Origin of the sequence: Rahnella sp. NRRL B-41462 (assembly GCF_003263525.1) — a bacterium.
Taxonomy (GTDB): Bacteria; Pseudomonadota; Gammaproteobacteria; order Enterobacterales; family Enterobacteriaceae; genus Rahnella; species Rahnella aceris.
The window spans coordinates 25221-50194 of the sequence record NZ_JYDF01000081.1 but is presented as its reverse complement, the minus strand read 5'-3'; the positions used below and the strand labels follow the sequence as shown (position 1 = coordinate 50194).

Genomic DNA, 24974 nt, shown 5'->3' with positions numbered 1-24974 from the left:
ATTTCGAGAACATTCCGCCGATAGATGATTCGGGAGCAATCTCAACATAATAAAGAAATCGATGCCCGGAGAGGTGTTCAAACATGTCCTGGGGCACTTGCCTGCTGGTTACCTGTCTTGATTCTCCGCATCCCCGTCAATCCTCAGGCCAGAAACAGACATGTTTCGAGAGAGGCATATCGTGCAGTTTTTAAAAAATATCACCATCAGGGCCGCTTTATTAACCATTCTTGGCATCTTTTGCGTCATGTGGGCAGGTGTTTCCCTTTACACCGTCACCTCACTGGACACACTGACCCAAAATACCAAAAATAGTACCGAGCTGGTCAACAATATGGCGCTGATCAATAAAGGAAATGATCAGTATTTTCGTACCGTGACGCGCCTGAGCCGCGCCGTGGCACAGCTTCAGGCCGATCCGTCAAAAGGTCCGGAAATTTTTGATACCGCCAAACAATCACTCAGCGGGCTGACGCAGGCACTGGCCAGTTTTAAAGCGGCACCGCATCCGGGGCTGGAAGATTCCTCCGTGCAGGAATTAATCACCAGTTGGGAAAATCTGATCACGCAGGGCGTCACGCCATTGTTCGACGCAGCCCGCAGCAAAAATACGGAGTCCTATAACCAGCTAGCCAATTCCACCGTACCTGCACTGAGCCGCAGCTTTGGCTCATCGATGGAGAAAGTCAGCGGTCAGATCGCTGTCGATTTTGATGCGGCACAACGGCAATCCACCCATCTGACGTCATTTAGCAAAGTGATTCTGCTGACGGCATTTGGTATCGGGCTGGTGATTTTATTGCTGACTGACCGTTATCTGGTGATGGCGCTGGTGAAGCCGCTGGATAAAATCCGCGGTCACTTCGCGGTGATCGCCAGCGGCGATCTGACGTTTTATCTGGAAGAATTCGGTAAAAACTGCGCCGGTAAGCTGATTCCGTTGCTGAACGAGATGCAGTTGAGCCTGGTCAATACCGTTCAGACCATCCGCAACTGCACCAATCACATCTATCAGGGCGCGTCAGAAATTTCAGCCGGGAACAACGATTTGTCTTCCCGTACGGAAGAACAGGCGTCGGCGCTGGAAGAAACCGCTGCCAGCATGGAAGAACTGACGGCTACCGTTAAACACAATGCCGATAACGCGCATCACGCCAGCCAGCTGGTGATGGAGGCTTCCACCACCGCGCAGAAGGGCGGCAACATCGTGGCAGACGTGGTCAGCACCATGAAAGATATCTCCGGCAGCTCGAAGAAAATTGCTGAAATCACTTCTGTGATTAACAGCATCGCTTTCCAGACCAACATTCTGGCGCTGAATGCTGCCGTCGAAGCGGCACGTGCGGGCGAGCAGGGGCGCGGTTTTGCAGTGGTTGCCAGCGAAGTGCGCAATCTTGCACAACGCAGTGCGCAGGCGGCGAAAGAAATCGAGCAGCTCATCAGCGAATCGGTTTCCCGCGTCGACAGCGGTTCGAAATTGGTTGAAAACGCCGGTCAGACGATGAATGAAGTGGTGCGCTCAATTACGCATGTCACTGACATCATGGCGGAAATCGCCTCTGCATCCGATGAGCAAAGCAAAGGAATCAGTCAGGTGGCGGTTGCCGTCACAGAAATGGACAGCGTCACACAGCAGAACGCCGCGCTGGTAGAACAGGCGTCGCAGGCTGCAGTATCACTGGAAGAGCAGGCTTCATTGCTGAACAATGCCGTTGCTACGTTCAAACTTAAAGATAGCGTGACGAGCGTCGGTTCACGTCCGGGGAAGTCAATTTCCGCACCGTTATTGCGTCCGGATACCAGCATGCTTTCGGCGAAAAGTGCTGAAAACTGGGAAACGTTCTGAGCAGGAAGACGTGAATTAATATGGAATAAGTAAGAAAAAACAAACGGGTAGCCTGAGAGGGTTACCCGCTTTTCAATCAGCCTTCATGACCGTTAAGATGCGACAGCAGCATCTCTTCAATCAATTCGCTACGACTGATATTGCGTTCTTCTGCCAGCTTATTGAGCATATCAACAGCATCGGCATTCATTTTCAGCTCCACACGACGCAGGCCGCTCGCTTTATCGCGGCGTAACTGGTTGCGCTTATTGATCCTGAGCTGTTCATCACGGGATAGCGGATTTGTTTTTGGACGCCCCGGACGACGGTCATCTGCGAACAGATCAATCGTCGTGCGATCCAGTTGTTCTTTTGCCATAGGTAGCGGTACAACCAGGGAAGTTTTTACATCGGAAAACCGCAAGCCGGTTCCTGACGAGCGTTTCACACATTTCGGGCTAAGAAACCCTGACCCAATTCACCTCCCGCGACTCACTGTGAGTAAACGGGGCGGCAAAATTATAGCGCGCAATCATACACTGGCGCACCAGGGGTTCACAACGCCTGATTACCCTGATTTCATGATAACTTCTTAAGTTGTGCAGACTTTTTGCACAATTTATCCCCAGGATGTTAAACCTCAGGCCGCATCGATGAAACGGTGCACCGCGCGCAGTACTGCATCGGGTTTTTCCGCGTGCACCCAATGACCGGCTCCCGCCACCACATGCGCTTTGGCCTGCGGAAATTGTCGGGCAATCGCGTCGCGATATTCATCCTGCACATACGGCGATAGCCCGCCACGGATAAACAGCGCCGGATGATCCCACGGAGGCACGTCTTCCCAGCCGGTAATAGTTTTGTATTCACTGAGCAGCACCGGCACGTTAAAGCGCCATTCTCCCTGCTGGAATGATTTGAGCAGGAACTGGATCACGCCGTCTTCCTTTATATACGTGCGCATGCATTCGGTAGCGGAGGTACGGTCGCGGAGTCCTGCCTCGGTCACGGCATTAATCGCCGCAAAAATCTCATCATGGCGACGCACGTGATAATCCACCGGCGCGACATCAATGGCGATCAACTTTTCGATACGGTCGGGGATCAGTGCCGTCAACGCCATCGCCGCTTTCCCACCCATTGAATGGCCGATCACAATGACTTTTTGGAAACCAACAGCATCCAGCGTTTCCACTAAATCCTGCGCCATGGCGGCGTAAGACATTTCATCAGAACGTCCTGACTGGCCGTGATTACGCAAATCCACCTGTAACACGTTATGCTGTTGTCTCAGGTCCCGGGCCAGAATGCCCAGATTATCAAGGGTGCCGAACAATCCGTGGATGAGCAAAACCGGCAGTGCAGTGCTGTCAGCGACTTCAGATTCTTGCAGGCGATAATGTAATTTCATAGAGAAGTTCATACAGATAAACAATCTCATTAGGTTATCATGACTTGCGGATAATTTTTTAAAACAGAAAGTTTCTGCCAGATGCCTGAGCGGGATTTGACTACCAGGAGCAGAACGGGCCGGAGCCTGCATGCAGCAAAATCGGGAAGTTGTCTGGATTTTACTTCGCGGCGCAATTCCTCTGTTTGTTACTGCGTAGAAATTTGTATAATCCTTTCGAATGAATTAAGTAGAAAAACAGTACTGGATAAAGATGAAAACTATTGAGGTTGACGAAGAACTCTACCGCTACATTGCCAGCCACACGCAAGCAATCGGTGAAAGTGCGTCTGATATTTTACGCCGTATGTTGAAGTTTACTGCCGGTCAGACCGCTCCTGCCGTACCAGTGACCACTTCTGTTATCGCCGGAACTGTCGCGCAGGAAAAACCTGCCGCCGCCGCCGCACCGACGTCGCGTGATAAAGTCCGCGCCGTTCGTGAACTGTTGCTGTCCGACGAATACGCAGAACAGACTAAAGCGGTTAACCGTTTTATGCTGATCCTCTCGACCTTGTATACCCTGAACCCTAAAGAATTTGCGACGGCGACCGACTCTCTGACCGGGCGCACGCGGACTTACTTTGCCGGTGACCAGCAAACCTTGCTGCAAAACGGCATTCATACCAAGCCTAAACACGTTCCCGGAACGCCGTATTGGGTTATTACGAATACCAACACAGGTCGCAAACGCAGCATGATTGAACACATCATGCAGCTCATGCAGTTCCCGACGGAACTGACTGACAAAGTTTGCGGCACCCTTTAATTTCAGCGTAAGGGAGAAGCGCCAGTGGCTAATCACCCCCGTGCAGGGCAACCTGCTCAGCAAAGCGATTTGATCAATGTGGCGCAGTTAACGTCACAGTACTACGTTCTGCAACCGGATCCGGCAAACACGGCGCATGCTGTGAAATTCGGCACGTCCGGCCATCGCGGTAGCGCGTTGCGTCACAGCTTTAATGGAGCGCATATTCTGGCGATTGCTCAGGCGATTGCCGAAGTGCGTAAAGAGCAGGGCACCACCGGGCCATGCTACGTGGGTAAAGACACGCACGCGTTGTCTGAACCGGCGTTTATTTCCGTGCTGGAAGTGCTGACCGCCAATGGCGTTGATGTCATTGTTCAGGAAAACAACGGGTTTACGCCGACACCGGCTGTGTCTCACGCCATTCTGACGCATAACCGTAACGGCGGCGCGCTGGCGGATGGCATCGTCATCACGCCTTCGCACAACCCACCGGAAGATGGCGGCATCAAATATAACCCGACCAACGGCGGTCCGGCGGATACCAACCTGACCTCCGTGATTGAGAAACGTGCTAACGCATTGCTGGCCGCGAAACTGACAGGTGTGAAACGTCAGTCTCTGGATCTGGCGTGGAAAAGTGGTCATCTGACAGCGAAAGATTTGGTTCAGCCGTTTATCGAAGGGCTGACCGACATCGTTGATATGGCTGCGATTCAGAAAGCGGGTCTGAAACTGGGTGTGGATCCCCTCGGCGGTTCCGGTATCGAATACTGGAAACGCATCGCGGAGCATTACAAACTGGATCTGACGCTGGTGAACGATGAAGTCGATCAGACTTTCCGTTTCATGCATCTCGACCACGACGGCGTGATCCGTATGGACTGCTCGTCCGAATCCGCAATGGCGGGTCTGCTGGCGCTGCGCGATAAATTCGATCTGGCCTTTGCTAATGATCCTGACTATGACCGTCACGGTATCGTGACGCCTGCGGGTCTGATGAACCCGAACCATTATCTGGCGGTGGCGATTCAGTATCTGTTCCAGCACCGTCCGCAGTGGGGCAAAGACGTTGCCGTCGGTAAAACGCTGGTCTCAAGTGCGATGATCGACCGCGTGGTGGAAGATTTGGGCCGTAAACTGGTGGAAGTGCCGGTTGGTTTCAAATGGTTCGTTGATGGTTTGTTTGACGGCAGCTTCGGTTTTGGTGGCGAAGAAAGTGCAGGGGCTTCTTTCCTGCGTTTCGACGGCACGCCGTGGTCTACCGACAAAGACGGCATCATCATGTGCCTGCTGGCGGCGGAAATTACTGCCGTTACCGGTAAGAACCCGCAGGAACATTACAATGAGCTGGCTGCCCGCTTTGGCGCACCAAGCTACAACCGTATTCAGGCACCTGCGACTCATGCGCAGAAAGCCGCGTTGTCTAAACTTTCTCCTGAACAGGTGAAAGCCGACACGCTGGCCGGTGACCCGATCACCGCCCGTCTGACCAACGCACCGGGCAACGGCGCGTCCATCGGCGGCCTGAAAGTGATGACCAAAAACGGCTGGTTCGCGGCCCGTCCGTCCGGTACAGAAGAAGCTTACAAGATTTATTGTGAAAGCTTCCTCGGTGCTGAACACCGTGAGCAAATCGAGAAAGAAGCGGTAGAAATCGTCAGCAAAGTGCTTGCCGACGCTAAATAAGCCGTTCTCTGCTTCTCATCAAAGGCGCTGATTATTCAGCGCTTTTTTTTTTGTCCATTTTTTGCCGGAAGTTCAGACATCAAAAAGAGTTATCTAAATGCGTTTTTCGGCTTGCCAGTTTCTGAAAACCGATCTAGTTTAGATATATCGAAATAATTCGATATATCTAAATGGGAAATAAATTATGTTTAGCAAAATGTTTGAAGGCCGCCATCGCGGTCACGGTAGCCGGGAAGAAGGGCATCGCGGCCATTGCCGTCATGAATCAGAACGCAGTGATCACAGCGAGCGTCATATGTTACGCCGTGATGGTCGTCATCGTGGGGAAGACAGGGGTGAGGAAGGGCGTGAACATCGCGGGCGTGGCGATGGTCGTCGGGGTGGTCGTGGCGAGCGCGGTGTACATCGTCTGTTCGAACACGGTGATTTACGCCGCGTCCTGCTGGCGCTGGTGGCGAAAAAACCGAGCCATGGTTATGAGTTGATCAAAGCGATTGAAGAGGCATCGTCAGGTCTTTACGTACCAAGCCCTGGCGTGATTTATCCGACGCTGACGCTGCTGGAAGAGCAGGATTTCCTCGAGCCTGTCGCCACCGGCAATGGCCGGAAAAGTTATCAGATCACCGAAGCCGGTAAAGTGGAACTGGCGCAACATCAGGCGGTGGTTGATGTGATTTTTGCCCGTCTGGCTGGCGCGCAGCGTCCGCGTGAAAACAACCTGGCAGAGGGCATTCATGAGTCGATGCACCGCCTGAGGCATGCACTGCGCGGTAACATGATGCGTGCGGATTTAACGCCGGAACAGGTGGTGCGGGTGAGTGCGATTTTGCAGCAGGCTGCAGAAAGTCTGGAAGCCGAATTTGCCGAAACCAAACCGCAGACTGACGAACCTAAGGCATAAAGCGATAGCCCACGCCGGTTTCGGTCAGTAAATGACGTGGCCGGGTGGCGTCGGCTTCCAGTTTCTGGCGCAAATGCCCCATGTAGATGCGCAGATAATGGCTGTGTTCGACGTAATTCGGGCCCCACACGTGGCTCAGTAACTGACGCTGAGTAATGACTTTGCCGCTGTTCGCCAGCAGTTCGGCCAGCAGACGAAACTCAATCGGCGTCAGATGACAATCATCACCGTTACGCTGTACGCGCCGGTTGATCAAATCTACCGTCACATCAGAAAACGTCACCAGCGGGCTTTCCTGCGCGCTGCCCGTATGGCGGCGCAGGGCCACACGAACCCGCGCCAGCAGTTCACCCACGCCAAACGGCTTGGTGAGAAAATCATCGGCACCGGCATCCAGCGCGGCAATTTTGTCTTCCTCACGGGTGCGTGCCGACAGCACAATAATCGGGATGGCGCTCCAGTGGCGCAAATCACGAATATAGGTCAGGCCGTCACCGTCTGGTAAACCGAGGTCGAGAATAACCAGATCCGGTTTACGCGTGCCGGCCTCAATCAGCCCGCGTTGCAGCGTTTCACTTTCAAACACCCGCAGGCCTTCCGCTTCCAGTGCCGTACGCACAAAGCGGCGGATCTCTTTTTCGTCTTCAACAATTAAAATATTTATCGGGGATGCGCTCACGATACCTCGTCGATGTCTGATTCCATGTCACTTTCCATCTCCGGCGACGCCTCGAGCGGCAGCCTGAAACGAAAACGCGCACCGCAGTTCGGGCCATTTTCCGCCCAGATCCGTCCGTCGTGCACCTCAATAATGGCACGACAAATCGCTAATCCCAACCCCACACCCGGAATGGCGGATTCTTTATTACCGCGGGCGAATTTTTCGAAAATGGTGTGCTCGGCGCCAGCCGGAATACCAGGGCCGTTATCCCAGACTTCCATCTCCAGCCATTCATCCAGCGGCGTGGCTTTAATGCCAATTGTCGCACCGGTTCCGGCATATTTATGGGCATTTTCCAGCAAATTGATCAGCACCCGTTCAATCAGGCTGGCATCGCAGTTAACCAACACCATTTCCTTCGGCAAATCAATTTCGATGTTGTCGTGCGCCAGTACGGGTTCGAGCATCCGCAATGCGCTGCCGGTGATTTCTTCCACTGACTGCCACTCTTTGCGCAAATTAAATCCGCCGGACTGAATGCGCGCCATATCCAGCAGATTATTCACCAGCCGCGTGGTGCTCAGCACCTGCTGGCGGATCTGGCTGGCCTGCGGTGCGTGCTTCGAGCCCTCCGATGCCAGATCCAGCGTAAGGATTTCCGCCTGCCCGAAAAGCACCGTCAGTGGGGTACGTAAATCGTGGGAAAGCGCTGAAAGCAGCGAGTTGCGCAATTGTTCGCGTTCGGTTTCCAGCCGTGCCGTTTCCGCGCTGGCAGCCAGATGCAGACGTTCAAGCGCATTGGCAATCAGCACGGTAAAGGTCTGCAACAGACGCTGCTGTTCAGGCACTAACAACTGACGGATATTCGGCGGTTCGACCGCCAGCAGGCCGCGTGATTCGCCGGATGCAATCAGCGGCAGAAGCTGGTACGGCACGCCAGGCAGGGTATCCGTGCCCGCACCGGCTGGCAGTTTTTTGTCGAAACTCCAGCGGGCGATAGCGTCATCCACCACAATCGAGGTGATTTCACCCGCAGGCTGCGCCAGTTCACCGTTCTCCTGCGGCAGCAAAATGGCGGTTTTGGCATTCAGACTGGAAGAAATAAAGTGGCGGCTGGTCTGTGCGATGGCTTCCGGCGTCAGCGACTGACTCAGCCCTTTGGACATTTCATACAGATGCTGCGCACGCTTTTCACGGTGACGGGCGATACGCGCCTGATAACGCACCCCTGCTGTCAGGTTCCCGATCAGTATGCCGACAGTCAGCATCACGCCGAAAGTCACCAGATATTGCGCGTCAGTCACCGCCAGCGAGCCACGGGGTTGCACGAAAAACAGATCAAAGCTGATGACGTTAATCACCGCCGCCAGCACAGACGGCCAGCGGCCATAAAACAGCGCGACAATCACCACACCGAGCAGATACACCATCACCAGATTGGCCTGATCGAACGTCGGCACCAGCCATTGCGACATCACGGTGATCACCGCGCACAGCGCCACGGCCAGTGCACAGCCCCATAACTGGCGACTGAAGCGATCAGCAAACGTGCGCGAATCCTGCTCTTTGCGCAGGGATGTGACCGGTGCATCTTCCAGCCCGACGACGATTAAATCGAGATCGGGCGCGATTTCCGCCAGCTTATCAGCAAAACTGGCGCTGAATTTCCAGCGCTTTTCACGGCGTCTGCCGGTCATGATTTTGCCCAAACGATGTTCGCGGGCGTAACGCAAAATCGCCTGTTCCTCCTGCGGATCGGAGAGCGTGGCAGTTTCTGCCCCCAGTTCCTGCGCCAGTTTCAGGGAGCGCAAAATGGCGCGACGCTGACCTTCAGGTAAACGGTGCAGACGCGGGGTTTCGACATACACCGCGTGCCAGACGCAACCGAGGCGCGCTGCCAGGCGCGAGGCGACGCGGACTAATTTCTCATTGCCGCCACCGTGACCGATACACAGCAACAGCGCATCGCGGGTATGCCAGACACGGCTGATGCCCTGATCATCGCGGTATTCGCGCATCTGGTCGTCCACCCGGTCGGCGGTACGACGCAGGGACAGCTCGCGCAGGGCAATCAGATTGCCTTTGCGGAAGAAGTGTTCGATGGCGCGTTCGGCCTGACCGGGAATATAAACTTTGCCTTCTTTCAGGCGCTGACGCAGGGAATCGGGGGGTAAATCCACCAGCACGACTTCGCTGGCGCCATCAAACAGACGGTCGGGAACCGTTTCACGAATAATGATGCCGGTGACGCCGCTGACCACATCGTTCAGGCTTTCCAGATGCTGAACGTTCACGGTGGTAAATACGTCGATACCGGCATCGAGTAACTCTTCGACATCCTGCCAGCGTTTCGGATGGCGCGAACCGGCAGCATTACTGTGCGCCAGTTCGTCCATCAGGATCAGGGCAGGGCGGCGGGCCAGCGCAGCATCGAGGTCAAACTCCTGCACCTGACGTCCGCGGTGTTGAATGCGTTTCGGCGGTAACAGAGAAAGCCCCGGCAACAGCGCCTGTGTTTCCTGCCTGCCGTGGGTTTCCACCACGCCAACCAGCACGTCGAGGCCGGTGGCGCGCAGGCGCTGCGCCTCCTGCAACATGGCAAAAGTTTTACCGACGCCCGCGCAGGCACCGAAAAAGACTTTCAGTTGCCCGCGTGGCTTCTCGTTGGCGAGCGCCAGCAGGCTGTCGGGATCGGGGCGATCTTCTGTCATATCATCCTGTGAGGTTGGTTAATGGGTTTTCAGTTCATCCAGCGCCTGATTCAGGCCGAGCACATTAACGACGTCGGGGCCAAGGTAACCAATCAGCGGTGATGATGTATTATCATCAATCAATTTATTCACTTGCGCCAGTGGCAGCCCGCGTGCGGCAGCAATGCGCGGAGCCTGCCATTGTGCCGCTTCCACTGATATCTGCGGATCCAGTCCGCTGCCGCTGCTGGTCACCAGATCCACCGGCACCGTTGCCGGGCTTTGCGGATTGGCTTTGCGCAGCGCTGCCACGCGGTCTTTCACTGCCTGATCCAGCGCCGGGTTACTGGCCGCCAGATTACTCCCTGCCGACGCCATCGGGTTATACGGCGAATCGGAGGTGACGGACGGACGGCCCCAGAAGTAATCATTGCGGGTAAAATTCTGCCCGATCAGTTCTGAGCCAATCACTTTATTGCCGCTGTCTTTAATCAGCGAACCCATCGCCTGCGGGCGAAATACCAGCTCTGAAACGCCGGTGGTCAGCAGTGGATAAACGACGCCGGTCGCCAGCGTCAGCAGAACTGTCATCACCAGAGCCGGACGCACATAGGACATTCTTGTAACGGACATAATGGTCTTCCTTAAAAATCAGCTCAGATGTAAAACGGTCAGGATCACGTCTATCAGCTTGATGCCCACAAACGGCACCAGCAGCCCGCCCGCACCATAAATCCACAGGTTACGGCGCAACAGGGCGGCTGCACTCATGGCTTTATAGCTCACCCCTTTCAGCGCCAGCGGGATCAGGAACACAATCACCAGGGCGTTGAAAATGACCGCCGACATAATGGCCGAAGACGGCGACGTCAGGTGCATCACGTTCAGCGCATTGAGTTGCGGATAGGTTGCCGCGAACGCCGCCGGGATAATGGCGAAATACTTCGCCACGTCGTTGGCAATACTGAAGGTGGTCAGCGAGCCGCGTGTCATCAGCATTTGTTTACCGATATGCACCACTTCAATCAGCTTGGTCGGGTTGGAGTCGAGATCGACCATGTTCCCGGCTTCCTTCGCTGCCTGCGTCCCGGAGTTCATCGCCACCGCGACATCGGCCTGTGCCAGCGCCGGCGCATCGTTGGTACCATCGCCGGTCATCGCCACCAGACGACCTTCTGACTGATACTGACGAATCAATGCCAGTTTGGCTTCCGGTGTGGCTTCCGCCAGAAAATCATCCACGCCCGCTTCGGCGGCAATCGCGGCGGCGGTCAGGCGGTTATCCCCGGTGATCATCACCGTTTTAATGCCCATTTTGCGCAGCTCGGCAAAGCGTTCCTTGATACCGCCTTTGACAATATCTTTCAGCTCAACCACGCCCAGTACTTTAGCGCCTTCTGCTACCACCAGCGGCGTGCCGCCTTTACGCGCCACGGTTTCCACCAGCCCCTCGACGGCTTTCGGGAAGGTACCGCCGTTGGATTCCACATGGCGACGGATAGCGTCAACCGCACCTTTACGGATGCTGCGGTCACCGACGTTGACGCCGCTCATGCGGGTTTGCGCGGAGAAGGGCACGAAGGTTGCATTCAGCGAATGAATATCGCGTTCACGCAGGTTAAAGCGCTGCTTCGCCAGCACCACAATACTGCGGCCTTCCGGCGTTTCATCAGCCAGAGAGGATAACTGCGCGGCATCGGCCAGTTCCTGTTCCGTCACCTGCGGCGCGGGCAGGAACTGCGATGCCTGGCGGTTACCGAGCGTGATGGTGCCGGTTTTATCCAGCAGCAGCACATCCACGTCACCGGCGGCTTCCACCGCACGGCCGCTGGTGGCGATGACGTTCGCTTCCAGCATGCGGCTCATACCCGCCACGCCAATCGCCGACAGCAAACCGCCGATGGTGGTCGGGATCAGACACACCAGCAGGGCGACCAGCACGGTGACCGTGACCGGAATACCGGCGTGACTGGCGTCAACGCTGAACAGCGAGAACGGATACAGCGTGGCGGTAGCCAGCACGAACACCAGCGTCAGCGCCACCAGCAAAATCGTCAGCGCCACTTCGTTTGGCGTCTTGCGGCGTTTTGCACCTTCGACCATCGCAATCATACGGTCGAGGAAGGTATCGCCAGGGTTCGCCGAACATTCGACCACCAGCCAGTCTGACAAGACGCGCGTCCCGCCGGTGACCGAGGAGAAGTCGCCGCCGGATTCGCGGATCACCGGCGCAGATTCACCGGTAATGGCGCTTTCATCCACCGACGCACCGCCGATCAGCACTTCACCGTCGCATGGCACGGTATCGCCTGCTTCGATCAGCACGTAATCGCCTTTGCGCAGGGTATCGGCGGCGACTTTAATCACCGGCGATTCAGGGCGTGGTTCGTAGATTTTTTTCGCCCAACTGGTTTTCTGCACGCCTTTCAGGCTCTGCGCCTGCGCCTTGCTGCGGCCTTCCGCCAGTGCTTCGGCGAAGTTGGCGAACAGCACGGTAAACCACAGCCAAAGCGACACGCTGCCGGTAAAAGCCGCGCTGCCGTCGGTCCGGTGCAGCAGAATTGCCAGCCAGATCAGTGTGGTCAGAATGCTGCCCAGATACACCACGAACATCACCGGATTGCGCCACTGAACACGGGGATCCAGTTTTTTCACCGAATCCAGCAGGGCAGTGCGGATCAGACGGGGTTCAAATAACGCACGTTGTTTACGACTCATCTTTTTAGTCTCTATATTCATCAGTTCAACGAGTTACGCAGCATTACTGTGCTGACCAGACCTGCAAATGTTCTGCCACCGGTCCCAGCGCCAGCGCCGGAATAAAGGTCAGTGCACCGACTAACAACACGGTACCGACCAGCAGACCGATGAACAGCGGGCCGGATGTCGGCAACGTGCCGTTGCCTGCCTGCTGGCGTTTTTTCATCACCAGAGAACCGGCAATCGCCAGCACCGGAATGATGACGCCGAAGCGGCCGAAGAACATACAGGCTGCCAGCAACAGGTTGTAGAACGGCGTATTGACGCTCAGCCCGGCAAACGCACTGCCGTTGTTATTGGCGGCGGAAGACACCGCATACAGCACTTCACTGAATCCGTGCGCGCCGGGGTTTAAAATGCCTGCGCGACCGGCGTCGGTGACCAGCGCCAGTGCCGTGCCGAGCAGCACCAGCGTCGGTGTCACCAGGATTGCCAGCGCGGTCATCTTCATATCGTAAACGTCGATTTTCTTACCGAGATATTCCGGTGTACGGCCAATCATCAGCCCGGCGATAAACACCGTCAGCAGTACAAACAGCAGCATGCCGTACAGACCGGAACCCACGCCGCCGAACACCACTTCGCCAATCTGCATCAGCCACATCGGCACCATACCGCCGAGTGCCGTAAAGGAATCGTGCATGGCGTTGACCGCACCGCACGAGGCCGCCGTAGTGACGACGGCGTACAGGCTGGAGGCCAGAATGCCGAAGCGGCTTTCCTTACCTTCCATATTAAAATTGCTGCTGGCACCAAGTGCTATGAAGTGCGGATTGCCTTTAAGCTCGGCGTACATCACTACCACGACCGACACCACGAAAATCACCGACATCGCCCAGACCAGCGCGTGCCCCTGACGGTTATCGCCGACCACGCGGCCAAAAGCGAAGCACAAGGCACAAGGGATAATGAAGATCGCCAGCATCTGCACCATGTTGGTCAGTGCGGTCGGGTTCTCAAACGGATGGGCAGAGTTAGCACCAAAGAAGCCACCGCCGTTGGTGCCGAGCATTTTGATCGCTTCCTGCGAAGCCACCGGCCCCATAGGTAAGGTCTGTTGCAGGCCTTCCAGTGTGGTGATGTGCTGGTACGCTTCGAAGTTTTGCAGTACACCCTGACTGACGAAAAACAGTGCCAGCAGGAAAGCCACCGGCAGCAGCAGATACAGTGTGATGCGCCATAAATCCGTCCAGGCATTGCCGATGGTGTGTGCTGAAGGGCGTGCAAAGGCGCGGATCAGGGCAAACGCCACGGCGATACCGGTCGCTGCGGAGAGGAAGTTTTGCACAGTCAGCCCGACCATCTGGCTGAGATAGCTCAACGTGCTTTCGCCGCTGTAAGCCTGCCAGTTGGTATTGGTCACGAAACTCACTGCGGTATTAAAGGCCAGATCCCATGACAATCCGCCGAAATGCTGCGGGTTCATCGGCAATACGCCTTGCGCCATCAGCAGCGCCATCAGCACGATAACGCCCAGAATGTTAAATACCATGATCGCCAGTGCATACTGCCACCAGTTCATTTCAGCATTGCTGCTGCCAGACGTGCGTAAAACACCGTTTTCTATGCGCTGAATAAATGCGCCGGGCTGTCCTTCAATCAGTTGAGCAATAAAGTTACCCAGTGGTTTTGCCAGCAGCAAAAGCACCAGCATAAAACTGGCAATCAGTAAGAATCCGGTTGCAGCCATTTAAAAATCCTCCGCATTCAGCAGGGCATAAACCAGATAGCCGAGCAGCAGAAGAACCAGTAATGCGCCGCAGATTACGCCAACACTCACAATCCACCTCCACAGGTGTGTTTTTATGTTGTGGCGAGAATAAGGAAAGGCGGGAAAAGATCCTGAAAAGAAAGCGTTCCTGCGTGTAAAAAAAGTATAAAAATTCCTTCGTCCTTAAAGCCACAGCGGCGTTACCTGCGCTCACTAACCCGAATCACTGACCTGAGTCCGCTCATCGGGATGCTTTCGCCTGCTGCCTTGCTGTTACTCCAATGACTTAGGAATTGGTGGTTAACCTGGGTTACGTATTTATTTAACCATTTTGTAACTCAATTACAGCAACAGGCCAAAATTGGCGAAAATTTACACTTTAAAGTGGTCAGATGAGTAGTAAAATTTCATCAATTGCAGTATATTTTTCACAACTTACAGTTTCCGAAAACTTTCCAAATTGCACAGGAGCAACGCGATGAATGATTACACGCCATACACAATGACCCGCATACTGGCCCGCCGCGCTTTTGTTATCGCTGCCGGTGTTCTGGCCCTGCCGGTCATGCTGTTCCGCGCTGACCGCGCCCGTTTTTACAGCTATTTACACCGTGTCTGGATGAAAACCAGCGATAAGCCGGTATGGCTGAGTCATGCCGAGATGGCGACCCAAGACTTTTACTGATTTAGCTCTCTCCCCTGCGAAGGGGAGGAGCCAGAAACCCCGTTCCCCGCGGGGTTTTTTATTGCCTGTCGATAAACTTGTACAATATTATTTTTATGTATAACTTGTGCTAAAGTTATACATAAGGGTGATGAATCAATGCCACCTCTTACTTTCCTTTCTGGGACACAAGGCGCCAACAATGACGAAAACAATTCCGATTGGTATCAGTGCATGCCTGCTGGGTGAAAATGTCCGCTTTGATGGCGGGCATAAGCGTCTGGCGTTTGCCGTAGAGCAACTGGCGCCTTATGTGCGGTTCGAGCCGATCTGCCCGGAAATGGCGATAGGCTTACCGACGCCGCGTCCGGCGCTGCGTCTGGTGAAAATGGATGACAGTATCGTGATGCGTTTCAGCAATGACGAGAGCATCGACGTCACCGAAAAGATGCAGAGTTACGCCGAAAAACGCGTAGCGCCGCTGACCGGCCTTTGCGGTTATATCGTCTGTGCAAAATCCCCGAGCTGCGGGATGGAGCGGGTGCGGGTGTACAGCGCTAACGGTAAAGATGCCAAAAAAGCCGGTATCGGGATGTATACCGCCGAGCTGATGAAACAGCATCCGTGGTTGCCGGTGGAAGAAGATGGGCGGTTAAACGATCCGGTGCTGCGGGAGAATTTTGTTGAGCGCGTTTTTGCGCTGTTTGAACTGAACCAGCTTCGCGAAAGTGGCCTGACGCGCGGCAAACTGATGGCATTTCACAGCCGTTATAAACTCATTTTGCTGGCCCATTCTCAGCCGGAATATCGTGAGCTGGGGCGCTTTGTGGCTGCGATGGCAGAGTGGGATTCCCTTGAGGACTACTTCACTGAATACCGGTTACGGCTGATGAACCTGTTGCTCCACAAAGCCACGCGCCGCAATCACACCAACGTGCTGATGCATGTGCAGGGGTATTTCCGCAAACAGCTGAGTTCGCCGCAGCGTCAGGAACTTGCGGGCCTGATCGACCGCTATCGCCAGGGCATGCAGCCGTTGCTGGCGCCGATCACCTTGCTCAAACATTACATGTCGGAATACCCGGATGCCTATCTGGCTGACCAGCGTTATTTCGAGCCTTATCCGGAAGCTTTAAAACTTCGATACGGACATTAATACGGATATAAAAGGGAAAATATGACCACGCATTTAGTCTGGTTCCGTAATGACCTGCGGATAACCGACAATCGCGCGTTGCATGCCGCCTGTGAAGACCCGCAGGCGCGTGTTATTGCCGTATTTGTTGCCACGCCTGAACAGTGGAAACGACATGAAATGGCACCGCGGCAGGCGATGTTTATTTATCAACATCTTCAGGCGTTACAGCATGCGCTGGCTGAGCGTGGCATCGGTCTGCATTACCACCAGTGTGATGATTTTGCCGACAGCGTGACGTGGCTGAAAGATTTCTGCAAAACCGAAAAAGTGGATGCGCTGTTTTATAACAAACAGTATGAGTTCAACGAGCGTCAGCGTGATGCGGCGCTGGAGAACGCGGTCAGTGAATCGGTAATCTGCCACGCTTTTGACGATAGTCTGCTGCTGCCCCCGGGTTCGGTAATGACCGGCAATAATGAAATGTACAAGGTTTATACGCCTTTTCGCCGCGCGTTTTTATCCCGCCTGATCGAATCAGACAGCCGTTCTTTGCCAGCGCCGCAGGCGCGAGAAAATGCTGAAAAAGTGGTGACACACCGGCTGATGCCGTTCGATTATCCGCTGGCGGATATCGGCGATCATTTTGCGATTGGCGAGGAAGCCGCGCGCAACCGGCTGCGCAGTTTTTGTCGTGAACAGGTGCAGGATTACCTCGAACAACGTGATTTACCGGCGGTCGACGGCACCAGTTCGCTTTCGCCGTATCTGGCCATTGGCGTGCTTTCGCCGCGCCAGTGTCTGAACCGTCTGCGCGCCGAATGCCCGGACGTGCTGGAGAAAACCGACGGCGGCGCGTTCGGCTGGCTGAATGAGCTGGTGTGGCGCGAGTTTTACCGCCATCTGATCGTCGCCTGGCCGAAACTTTGCAAACATCAGCCGTTCGTTGCATGGACTGACAACGTGCGCTGGCGTCATGCGCCCGATGATTTGCAGGCGTGGAAAGACGGGAAAACCGGTTATCCGATTGTAGATGCGGCTATGCGTCAGCTGAATGCGACGGGCTGGATGCATAACCGTCTGCGTATGATTGTCGCCAGTTTTCTGGTGAAGGATTTACTGATCAACTGGCGTGAAGGCGAACGCTATTTCATGTCGCAACTTCTGGATGGTGATCTGGCCGCCAACAACGGCGGCTGGCAGTGGGGTGCTTCGACGGGTACTGACGCCGCGCCGTATTTTCGTATTTTCAATCCGACGACACAGGGCGAACGTTTTGATAAAGCCGGACGCTTTATCAAAGCCTGGGTGCCTGAACTCGCGGATGTGCCGGAAAGAGACATTCATCAACCGCATCGCTGGGCGGAAAAACATCATCGCGTGCTAGACTACCCGCTGCCGGTTATTGATCACGCGCAGGCGAGAAAAGACACGCTCGCGGCGTTTGAGGCGGCAAAAAACCGGTCAGACTGACTTTACTCTCTCACCACGACAAGGAGCGATGTGATGAAAAAATACCTGCTGGCGATGATGCTGGCATGCTGGGCGGGCCAGGCCAACGCGGGATTTGATGTTGTGGCGCTCGGCGTGAACGGCGGCGTCGAAGAAGGTAACCTCACCTCCTATCTGATCCGAAGTGACGATCAAAAACTCTATCTCGGACTGGATGCCGGTTCTGTTTTACCGGGCATCCGCAAGGCGCTGGAGAAAGGCAGTTTTCCGCAGGTTACCGCCGAAAATGCCGCACCGCTGACCCCGCAGGGCGCGGTTTTCCGTAACCTGATTGGCGGATACTTTATCAGTCACGGTCATCTCGACCATCTTGCAGGGGTGATTATCAGCTCGCCGGAAGACAGCAAAAAACCGATTTACGGCATGGCCGATACCATTGGCACGCTGCGTCAGCATTATTTCAATGGTCGCGTCTGGCCAAACTTTACCGACTCCGGCAGTGGTTTACGTATCGGCACCTATCGCCTCAACCAGCAGCGTCCGGCACAGAGATTTTCTCTCGGACTGACCGGTCTGGACGGCAGTATTTATCCTCTGAGTCACGGCGGTACGCCATCCAGCATGATCCTGGTCAGCCGCAATAAACAGTCTTTTGCCTTCTTCGGCGACACCGGCCCGGATGAAGTCGAGAAATCAAAAAATCTTGATACCGTGTGGCGCGTGCTGGGCGATGAAGTGAAAGCACAACGGCTGAAAGGGCTGATTATCGAAACGTCGTATCCCGATGGCGTACCCGACAGCAAACTGTTTGGGCATCTGACGCCGGACTGGTTGCTGAAAGAGCTGGGAACGCTGCAACAATACGCCGGTGGCGAAGGTTCGCTGAAAGGCCTGACGGTGATTATCAGCCACGTTAAACCCAGCCTGAAAGCCGGGGCAGATCCTGAACAGGCGATCATGGCGCAGCTGGAAAAAGGGAATAATCTGGGCGTGAATTTTGTCAGGATGGCGCAGGGTGATAAATTAGAGATCAAGTAGACCATCCATTAATAACGAGAAACGCCATGAATAATCTCCAGCTTGAAAAGCTGATTAATCAGAAACTGGATATCAGCAATTACAAAGATTACGCGCCGAACGGATTGCAGGTTGAAGGGCGTCGTGAAGTGCAGCGCGTGGTGACCGGCGTGACGGCGTCGCAGGATCTGCTGGATGCCGCGATTGCTGTCGAAGCTGATGCGGTTCTGGTGCATCACGGTTATTTCTGGAAAGACGAACCGGCTGAAATCCGCGGCATGAAGCGTAACCGTCTTAAGACGTTGCTGGCAACGGATACCAATATGTACGCCTACCATCTGCCGCTGGACGGCCATCCGGAGCTGGGGAATAACGCGCAACTGGCGAAACTGTTCGGTATCGACGTGCAGGGGGAAATTGCCCTGCTGTTGCCGTGGGGCGAGCTGGAAAAACCACTGACCGGTGAAGCATTCCGCCAGCGCATTGAAGTGACGCTGGATCGCAACGTGCTGCACAGTTCACAGAATGCACCTGCCGAAATCCGTCGCGTGGCATGGTGTTCCGGTGGCGGTCAGGGCTACATTCAGAAAGCCGCAGAATTTGGCGTCGATGCCTTTATCAGCGGCGAAGTGTCTGAACAAACCATTCATATTGCCCGTGAAATGGGCCTGCATTTCTTTGCCGCAGGCCATCACGCCACCGAACGTTATGGCGTGAAAGCGCTGGGCGAATGGCTGGCAGCGGAACACGGGTTAGACGTCATGTTCATCGACATCGACAATCCTGCCTAATTTTTCTTTTCGACCGTCTCTTCAGAAACGTTGTCTTCCAGCAGGGTGAACGCCCGCTGTAATCCGGTATCCACTTCGGGGTCTGCGCCCTGCGGTGGATACTTGCTTTCCTCTTCTTCTTCCTCTGCGGCTTCGCTTTCCTCAACCTGCGGTTCCACCACGTTTTCCGGTGCGGGCATGGTTTCCTGAATCATCTGTTCGTCAAACGCCGGGTTTAGCGCAGGCGAGAGCGGGGAACTGCTCAGGCTGTCCGGCATGGCGATGTGCGGAACCGGTGCATCGACCGCCATCTGTGTTTCTTCTTCCTTTTTCGACGTCCGGCTCAGTGCCACAATCCCGGCACCGCACAGGGCAAAAAACGCATACAGGATATTGCCACCCAGCGGTTCGATCAGCGCGCCGACCGCCAGCGGGCCGATACAGGCGCCGACGCCAAAAGCCATCAGCAGACAGGCTGAAAGCGAGACGCGACGCTCCGGTTCGATCATGTCATTGGCGAGTGCGACGATCAGCGGGTACAACGTGAACTGCATCAGGCTGACGACAAAACCAATGGCGAGCAACAGCGGGAATGAGATGTGGCTGAACAACGCCAGCGGCAGGGCGGTAACGGCCAGCAGGATGGCGTTTATGCGCATCAGCATGTTGCGGTTATAGCGGTCGGAAAGCCAGCTGAGCGGGAACTGTGCCAGCAGCCCGGCGAAAATCGCCAGCGCCATAAACAGACCGGTTTGTTGTGTGCTCAGCGATTGCTGGCTGGTGTAAATCGGCGCCAGCCCGTAGAACGAACCGACGACCATGCCAATCAGCAACGTGATAGCCAGCACTTTGGGGATAGCACCAATAAAGAATTTCAGTTCCATCGGCGCTGGCGACATATGGCCGACGTTGGTGCGTGTAGTCAGCGCAATCGGCACCAGGCACAGGGCAAAACACAAGGCAATAACGATAAGCGTACTGACGCCTAAATCGCTGTTGAGCATCAGTACGACCTGACCAAGCGCCATCCCGAGATAAGACGCCACCATATAAAAGCCGAATACCACGCCGCGCTGACTGGCTTCGGCCTGATCGTTGAGCCAGCTTTCCAGCACCATATATTGCACCATCATGCATAAGCCGATGATCAGGCGCAGCACCACCCAGACCGGGATGATGTCAGTCAGGCCATGGCCCAGCACGGCGGCGGTGATAATGCCGGAGCAGGAAACGTAGGCACGAATATGGCCGACGCGGGCGATCAGGATATGGCCGACTTTGCCGCCGATCACCAGCCCGATGTAGTTGGCTGCGATGATCGCCCCGATCATCGCGCCGCTGACATGAATCGCGGAAAGACGCAGGGAAATGTAAGTCGTCAGCAGGCCGGAACCCAGTAACATCAGTAATGTCGTGGTGTAGAGCGGAAAAAAGAGTGCTAATGGTTTTCTCACAGGCCATCCCTATTGTGTAACGAAGGCGTTATCCAAACGCTAAAAAACAGCAACGTTTCTGAGAGTAGCAGTTGCGGGCGGCGGGCGAAACCTCCGTCGCCTGCGCAAAGAGGCAGATGAGTTGACATCAGCACTCTGTTTCACGCATAACTGATAACAAATCTCACGCTATTGATTCGATGAATAACCCAATGATCCACAACCCTTCTTTAAGGAGTGCCTGAGTGCAACGAGCACGATGTTACCTGCTGGGCGAACGCGCGGTAGTGCTGGAACTTGAACCCCCGGTATCACTGGTAAGCCAGCAACGGATCTGGGGGCTGACGCAACGTTTACAGGATCGCGCCGCGTATCCGGGCGTGCGTGAAGTCATTCCCGGCATGAATAATCTGACGGTATTACTCTCCGAGGCGCAAAGTTCGGCGCTGGATGCCATTGAGCGTCTGCAAAACTGGTGGGAAGAAAGCGAAGCCATTGAGCCTGAATCGCGGCTGATTGAAATTCCGGTGATTTACGGGAAGGCGCAGGGGCCGGATTTGGACAACGTGGCGCGTCATACCGGCATGACGCCGCGTCAGGTCGTCGAATGTCACGCAGGTGCTGATTACATCGTCTATTTTCTCGGTTTCCAGCCCGGTTTCCCTTATCTGGGCGGCATGCCTTCGACACTTGCCACGCCACGTCACGGCGAACCGCGCCTGTCAGTGCCTGCGGGTTCGGTTGGCATTGGCGGCAGTCAGACAGGTATTTATCCTCTTGAGACCCCGGGGGGCTGGCAACTGATCGGCCAGTCGCTCATCGCGATGTTTGATCCGCTGCGGGAACAGCCGACATTATTGCTGCCGGGCGACAGCGTGCGTTTTGTGCCACAGAAGGAGGGCGTATGCTGAAGGTTTTACGCGCCGGGATGTTGTCCACGGTGCAGGATTTAGGCCGCAATGGTTACCGCCAGCAGGGCGTCAGTCAGTCCGGCGCGCTGGATGCCCCGGCGCTGCGGTCTGCCAATCTGCTGGTTGGCAATGACGAAAATGCGGCTGCGCTGGAAATTACCCTCGGTCAGTTCAGTGCCGGGTTTCACCGCGAAGGCTGGATCGCGCTGACCGGCGCCGGTTGTCACGCACAACTTGATGGTAAAGAGGTGTGGACCGGCTGGTGTTACGAAGTGAAACCGGGGCAGGTGCTGACTCTGAAAATGCCCACCCGCGGCATGCGCAGCTATCTGGCAGTTTCCGGCGGCATTGATGTGCCGGAAGTTATGGGATCACGCAGTACCGATCTGAAAGCCAAATTCGGCGGTTTCCACGGGCGTCCGTTGCAGGATGGCGATATGTTGCCCATCGGTGATTCGTTCCGGCAACCGCAAAAAACCGGTGGCATTAAACAACTGCTGTTTGGCAACCGCATTCGTGCATTGCCGGGGCCGGAGTATCAGGAATTCAGCGAGAAGTCGCGCGATGAATTCTGGCGCGCCGCCTGGCAGCTCAGCCCGCAAAGTAACCGTATGGGATACCGTCTGCACGGGCATACCCTGAAACGCGAAACTGACCGTGAAATGCTGTCGCACGGCTTATTGCCGGGCGTGGTGCAGGTGCCACATGGTGGCCAGCCGATTGTTCTGATGGCCGATGCTCAGACCACTGGCGGCTATCCGCGTATTGCCTGTGTTATTGAGGCGGATTTGTATAATCTGGCGCAAATCCGCCTGGGCGAACCGATTCATTTCGTCAAATGCACACCGGAAGACGCGCAGAAGGCCTTACGTGAGCAATCACTCTTTATCGAACAGATTAAACGGGGGCTGCATGGTTATTGATCTTAACGCCGATTTAGGCGAAGGCTGTGGGAATGACGAGGCGCTGTTGCAGCTCGTCAGTTCAGCCAATATCGCCTGCGGATTTCATGCCGGTGACGCGCAGACCATGCAGCAATCCGTGCGCCGGGCGCTGAAATACGGTGTGGCGATTGGCGCGCACCCGAGTTTTCCTGATCGGGAAAATTTTGGCCGCACCGCCATGCAACTCCCTGCCGAAACCGTGTATGCGCAGGTGGTGTATCAGCTGGGTGCGCTGGCTGCCATCACCCGTGCGGAAGGCGGACACATGGTGCATGTAAAGCCGCACGGCATGTTGTACAACCAGGCAGCAACCGACGCCGTGCTGGCGGATGCCATCGCCCGAGCGGTACATGCGGTGGATCCGGCATTGCGTCTGGTCGGGCTGGCGGGCAGCGAATTAATTCGTGCTGGCGAACGCCTTGGCCTGCAAACCCGTCAGGAAGTGTTCGCTGACCGGCGTTATCAGAACAACGGATCACTGGTGCCGCGCACTCAGCCGGATGCGATGATCGAAAGCGACGAACTGGCGTTGGATCAGACATTGTCGATGATACAGCAACAAAAAGTGCTCAGCCGCGAAGGTGTCTGGGTGCCCGTTAATGCGGAAACTGTCTGTCTGCATGGTGATGGTGAGCACGCGCTGACGTTTGCCCGCCGGTTGAGGCACGCGTTTGCTGAACAGGATATTCAGATCAGCGCAGGCTGATTTTTGCAGAATCTGAGGAGTACCTCTATGCGTAAAGTTTTAGTCACCGGTTTTGAGCCTTTTGGCGGCGAGCGCGTTAATCCATCATGGGAAGTAGTAAAGCAACTGGGTGACCTGGAATTGTCGGGCGCGCAGATTGTGGTTCGTCAGTTGCCGTGCGTGTTCGGCAAAGCCATTGATGCGCTGAATGCGGCGATCGATGAAGTGCTGCCGGAAATGGTGATCTGCGTCGGACAGGCCGGTGGCCGCAATGATTTCAGCATCGAACGCGTGGCGATCAACGTCGATGACGCGCGTATTGCCGATAACGACGGCAATCAGCCGGTGGATGAGGTGATTGTCAGCGACGGCCCGGCGGCGTATTTTTCCACTCTGCCGATCAAGACAATTGTCAACGGATTACGCGAGTCGGGGATCCCTGCATCGGTGTCGCAAACCGCCGGTACCTACGTTTGTAACCACGTGATGTACGGCCTGATGCATCGTCTGGCGCAGCCTGCCTGTAAGGTGGTGAAGGGCGGTTTTATCCATATTCCTTATCTGCCTGAACAGGCCGCGCATCATCTGGGGGCGCCAAGTATGTCAGTACATACTGTTCTGAACGCCCTTGAGCTGACGATCGCCATCGCGCTGCACACGGAACAAGATTTGAAAATTGCCGGGGGTGCGACTCACTGATGCCTGAAGGTCCTGAAATTCGCCGTGCGGCCGATGTGCTGGCTACGGCGGTAGTGAATAAGCCTCTGACGGATGTCTGGTTTGCGTTTCCGGCCCTGAAACCTTATCAGTCAGCGCTGCGTGGAACCAGAATCACGTCGATTGAAACGCGGGGGAAAGCCCTGCTGACGCACTTTTCCAACGGACTGACGTTGTACAGCCACAATCAGCTTTACGGCGTCTGGCGGGTGGTCAATGCCGGTGAAGTGGAGAAAGAAACCAAACGCTCGCTGCGGGTAAAGCTGGAAACCACCGAAGCGGCGATTTTGCTCTACAGCGCGTCCGAAATCAGTATTTACGATACGGCGGAAATCGAAAAGCATCCGTTCCTGCAACGTATCGGCCCCGACGTGCTGGATGAGACGTTGACGGTCGCACAGGTACGTGAACGGTTACTTTCACCTAAATTCTGCAACCGGCAGTTAGGCGGAATGTTGCTGGATCAGGCTTTTCTGGCCGGGTTGGGGAATTATCTGCGGGCGGAAATTCTCTGGCTGGCGAAACTGCTGCCGGATCATAAACCGAAAGAGCTGAATGACACGGAACGGGATGCGCTGGCCGATGCCTGTTTGTCTGTTGCGCGGTTGTCGTACGCCACGCGAGGTACGATGGATGAAAATGTGCATCACGGCGCGCTGTTCCGTTTTAAGGTATTTGGCCGCACAGGCCAGCCATGTGAACGTTGCGGCGATCCGATCATGAAAACCAGTGTGTCATCGCGACCATTCTTCTGGTGTCCGGTGTGCCAGGTCTGAAAGATAAAAAAGAAAAGGGCACCGGAGTGCCCTTG

General features: G+C 55.3%; 23 protein-coding genes. 14 read left to right on the top strand and 9 right to left on the bottom strand.

From position 1 onward, the window contains the following. Positions 1-181 precede the first annotated feature (181 nt). On the top strand, positions 182-1846 hold the full coding sequence (locus tag UC14_RS18505) for a methyl-accepting chemotaxis protein (protein WP_015690260.1): 1665 nt from the start codon (positions 182-184) through the stop codon (positions 1844-1846). A gap of 76 nt (positions 1847-1922) precedes the next feature. Here UC14_RS18505 and ybfE read toward each other — a convergent pair whose 3' ends face one another. Then, the gene (gene ybfE, locus UC14_RS18500; protein WP_015690259.1) at positions 1923-2204 is read right to left on the bottom strand and encodes a LexA regulated protein; all 282 of its coding nucleotides are present in this window, start codon (positions 2202-2204) and stop codon (positions 1923-1925) included. Between the two features lie 261 nt (positions 2205-2465). Then, entirely contained in the window at positions 2466-3248 is a 783-nt protein-coding gene (gene ybfF / locus UC14_RS18495; protein ID WP_112198168.1) for an esterase, read from the bottom strand. A 241-nt stretch (positions 3249-3489) separates the two neighbouring features. Here ybfF and seqA point away from each other — a divergent pair, with 241 nt between their 5' ends. From seqA to UC14_RS18480, 3 genes are all read left to right on the top strand, one after another. Next, complete coding sequence (gene seqA, locus UC14_RS18490; RefSeq protein ID WP_037037064.1) at positions 3490-4044, top strand: replication initiation negative regulator SeqA; 555 nt, start codon at positions 3490-3492, stop codon at positions 4042-4044. Positions 4045-4068: 24 nt separating this feature from the next. Then, entirely contained in the window at positions 4069-5712 is a 1644-nt protein-coding gene (gene pgm / locus UC14_RS18485) for a phosphoglucomutase (alpha-D-glucose-1,6-bisphosphate-dependent) (protein WP_112198167.1), read from the top strand. 184 nt (positions 5713-5896) lie between these two features. Continuing rightward, positions 5897-6613, top strand: a complete 717-nt coding sequence (locus tag UC14_RS18480; RefSeq protein WP_013576462.1) for a PadR family transcriptional regulator — start codon at positions 5897-5899, stop codon at positions 6611-6613. On the opposite strand, the gene kdpE is transcribed toward UC14_RS18480, so the two are convergent. The 6 genes from kdpE to UC14_RS18450 are packed head-to-tail and all read right to left on the bottom strand — an operon-like array spanning position 6603 to position 14504. Beyond that, positions 6603-7292, bottom strand: coding sequence for a two-component system response regulator KdpE (gene kdpE, locus UC14_RS18475; RefSeq protein ID WP_013576461.1), 690 nt, complete (start codon positions 7290-7292; stop codon positions 6603-6605). The genes UC14_RS18480 and kdpE overlap by 11 nt on opposite strands. Then, a complete protein-coding gene (kdpD, locus tag UC14_RS18470; protein ID WP_112198166.1) occupies positions 7289-9985 on the bottom strand; it encodes a two-component system sensor histidine kinase KdpD in 2697 nt (898 codons plus the stop codon). The genes kdpE and kdpD overlap by 4 nt, the downstream gene beginning before the upstream one ends. A gap of 18 nt (positions 9986-10003) precedes the next feature. Further along, the gene (gene kdpC, locus UC14_RS18465) at positions 10004-10582 is read right to left on the bottom strand and encodes a potassium-transporting ATPase subunit KdpC (protein WP_173362110.1); all 579 of its coding nucleotides are present in this window, start codon (positions 10580-10582) and stop codon (positions 10004-10006) included. Positions 10583-10615: 33 nt separating this feature from the next. Beyond that, positions 10616-12682, bottom strand: coding sequence for a potassium-transporting ATPase subunit KdpB (gene kdpB, locus UC14_RS18460; RefSeq protein WP_013576458.1), 2067 nt, complete (start codon positions 12680-12682; stop codon positions 10616-10618). 43 nt (positions 12683-12725) lie between these two features. Then, positions 12726-14414, bottom strand: a complete 1689-nt coding sequence (gene kdpA / locus UC14_RS18455; RefSeq protein WP_112198165.1) for a potassium-transporting ATPase subunit KdpA — start codon at positions 14412-14414, stop codon at positions 12726-12728. After that, positions 14415-14504, bottom strand: a complete 90-nt coding sequence (locus tag UC14_RS18450; RefSeq protein ID WP_071823630.1) for a K(+)-transporting ATPase subunit F — start codon at positions 14502-14504, stop codon at positions 14415-14417. A 409-nt stretch (positions 14505-14913) separates the two neighbouring features. Here UC14_RS18450 and UC14_RS18445 point away from each other — a divergent pair, with 409 nt between their 5' ends. From UC14_RS18445 to UC14_RS18425, 5 genes are all read left to right on the top strand, one after another. After that, positions 14914-15120 (top strand): YbfA family protein, encoded by a 207-nt coding sequence (locus tag UC14_RS18445; protein ID WP_013576456.1) that lies wholly within the window; start codon positions 14914-14916, stop codon positions 15118-15120. Between the two features lie 181 nt (positions 15121-15301). Continuing rightward, a complete protein-coding gene (locus UC14_RS18440; protein WP_112151674.1) occupies positions 15302-16255 on the top strand; it encodes a DUF523 and DUF1722 domain-containing protein in 954 nt (317 codons plus the stop codon). Positions 16256-16276: 21 nt separating this feature from the next. Next, positions 16277-17707, top strand: a complete 1431-nt coding sequence (gene phrB / locus UC14_RS18435) for a deoxyribodipyrimidine photo-lyase (protein WP_112198164.1) — start codon at positions 16277-16279, stop codon at positions 17705-17707. A gap of 33 nt (positions 17708-17740) precedes the next feature. After that, a complete protein-coding gene (locus UC14_RS18430; protein WP_112198163.1) occupies positions 17741-18724 on the top strand; it encodes an MBL fold metallo-hydrolase in 984 nt (327 codons plus the stop codon). Between the two features lie 26 nt (positions 18725-18750). Next, entirely contained in the window at positions 18751-19494 is a 744-nt protein-coding gene (locus UC14_RS18425) for a type 2 GTP cyclohydrolase I (RefSeq protein ID WP_013576452.1), read from the top strand. Here UC14_RS18425 and UC14_RS18420 read toward each other — a convergent pair. Further along, positions 19491-20876: an MFS transporter gene (locus UC14_RS18420; protein WP_254309119.1), complete on the bottom strand. Its 1386-nt coding sequence runs from the start codon at positions 20874-20876 to the stop codon at positions 19491-19493. The genes UC14_RS18425 and UC14_RS18420 overlap by 4 nt on opposite strands. Positions 20877-21151: 275 nt before the next feature. Here UC14_RS18420 and pxpB point away from each other — a divergent pair, with 275 nt between their 5' ends. From pxpB to nei, 5 genes are read left to right on the top strand one after another with little or no spacing between them, the layout of a single operon-like run. Further along, positions 21152-21817 carry a 5-oxoprolinase subunit PxpB gene (gene pxpB / locus UC14_RS18415; RefSeq protein ID WP_112198162.1) on the top strand — a complete coding sequence of 222 codons (666 nt, stop codon included), beginning with the start codon at positions 21152-21154 and terminating at the stop codon, positions 21815-21817. Next, positions 21811-22740, top strand: a complete 930-nt coding sequence (gene pxpC / locus UC14_RS18410; RefSeq protein ID WP_112198161.1) for a 5-oxoprolinase subunit PxpC — start codon at positions 21811-21813, stop codon at positions 22738-22740. The genes pxpB and pxpC overlap by 7 nt, the downstream gene beginning before the upstream one ends. Continuing rightward, entirely contained in the window at positions 22730-23467 is a 738-nt protein-coding gene (gene pxpA / locus UC14_RS18405; RefSeq protein ID WP_112198160.1) for a 5-oxoprolinase subunit PxpA, read from the top strand. Before pxpC ends, pxpA begins: the two co-directional genes overlap by 11 nt. A gap of 27 nt (positions 23468-23494) precedes the next feature. Then, positions 23495-24145, top strand: a complete 651-nt coding sequence (gene pcp / locus UC14_RS18400; protein WP_112198159.1) for a pyroglutamyl-peptidase I — start codon at positions 23495-23497, stop codon at positions 24143-24145. Then, entirely contained in the window at positions 24145-24939 is a 795-nt protein-coding gene (gene nei, locus UC14_RS18395; RefSeq protein WP_112151668.1) for an endonuclease VIII, read from the top strand. Before pcp ends, nei begins: the two co-directional genes overlap by 1 nt. Positions 24940-24974 lie beyond the last annotated feature (35 nt).

Excerpts from the sequence above, each read along its gene's own strand:
- pxpA (WP_112198160.1), top strand. The coding sequence starts at position 22,730 with ATGGTTATTGATCTTAACGCCGATTTAGGCGAAGGCTGTGGGAATGAC.
- UC14_RS18420 (WP_254309119.1), bottom strand. The coding sequence starts at position 20,876 with ATGTTACTGGGTTCCGGCCTGCTGACGACTTACATTTCCCTGCGTCTT.
- kdpC (WP_173362110.1), bottom strand. The coding sequence starts at position 10,582 with ATGTCCTATGTGCGTCCGGCTCTGGTGATGACAGTTCTGCTGACGCTG.
- UC14_RS18480 (WP_013576462.1), top strand. The coding sequence starts at position 5,897 with ATGTTTAGCAAAATGTTTGAAGGCCGCCATCGCGGTCACGGTAGCCGG.
- kdpD (WP_112198166.1), bottom strand. The coding sequence starts at position 9,985 with ATGACAGAAGATCGCCCCGATCCCGACAGCCTGCTGGCGCTCGCCAAC.
- nei (WP_112151668.1), top strand. The coding sequence starts at position 24,145 with ATGCCTGAAGGTCCTGAAATTCGCCGTGCGGCCGATGTGCTGGCTACG.
- kdpA (WP_112198165.1), bottom strand. The coding sequence starts at position 14,414 with ATGGCTGCAACCGGATTCTTACTGATTGCCAGTTTTATGCTGGTGCTT.
- UC14_RS18440 (WP_112151674.1), top strand. The coding sequence starts at position 15,302 with ATGACGAAAACAATTCCGATTGGTATCAGTGCATGCCTGCTGGGTGAA.
- UC14_RS18425 (WP_013576452.1), top strand. The coding sequence starts at position 18,751 with ATGAATAATCTCCAGCTTGAAAAGCTGATTAATCAGAAACTGGATATC.
- pxpC (WP_112198161.1), top strand. The coding sequence starts at position 21,811 with ATGCTGAAGGTTTTACGCGCCGGGATGTTGTCCACGGTGCAGGATTTA.
- phrB (WP_112198164.1), top strand. The coding sequence starts at position 16,277 with ATGACCACGCATTTAGTCTGGTTCCGTAATGACCTGCGGATAACCGAC.
- ybfE (WP_015690259.1), bottom strand. The coding sequence starts at position 2,204 with ATGGCAAAAGAACAACTGGATCGCACGACGATTGATCTGTTCGCAGAT.
- UC14_RS18430 (WP_112198163.1), top strand. The coding sequence starts at position 17,741 with ATGAAAAAATACCTGCTGGCGATGATGCTGGCATGCTGGGCGGGCCAG.
- ybfF (WP_112198168.1), bottom strand. The coding sequence starts at position 3,248 with ATGAACTTCTCTATGAAATTACATTATCGCCTGCAAGAATCTGAAGTC.
- seqA (WP_037037064.1), top strand. The coding sequence starts at position 3,490 with ATGAAAACTATTGAGGTTGACGAAGAACTCTACCGCTACATTGCCAGC.
- UC14_RS18445 (WP_013576456.1), top strand. The coding sequence starts at position 14,914 with ATGAATGATTACACGCCATACACAATGACCCGCATACTGGCCCGCCGC.
- kdpB (WP_013576458.1), bottom strand. The coding sequence starts at position 12,682 with ATGAGTCGTAAACAACGTGCGTTATTTGAACCCCGTCTGATCCGCACT.
- pcp (WP_112198159.1), top strand. The coding sequence starts at position 23,495 with ATGCGTAAAGTTTTAGTCACCGGTTTTGAGCCTTTTGGCGGCGAGCGC.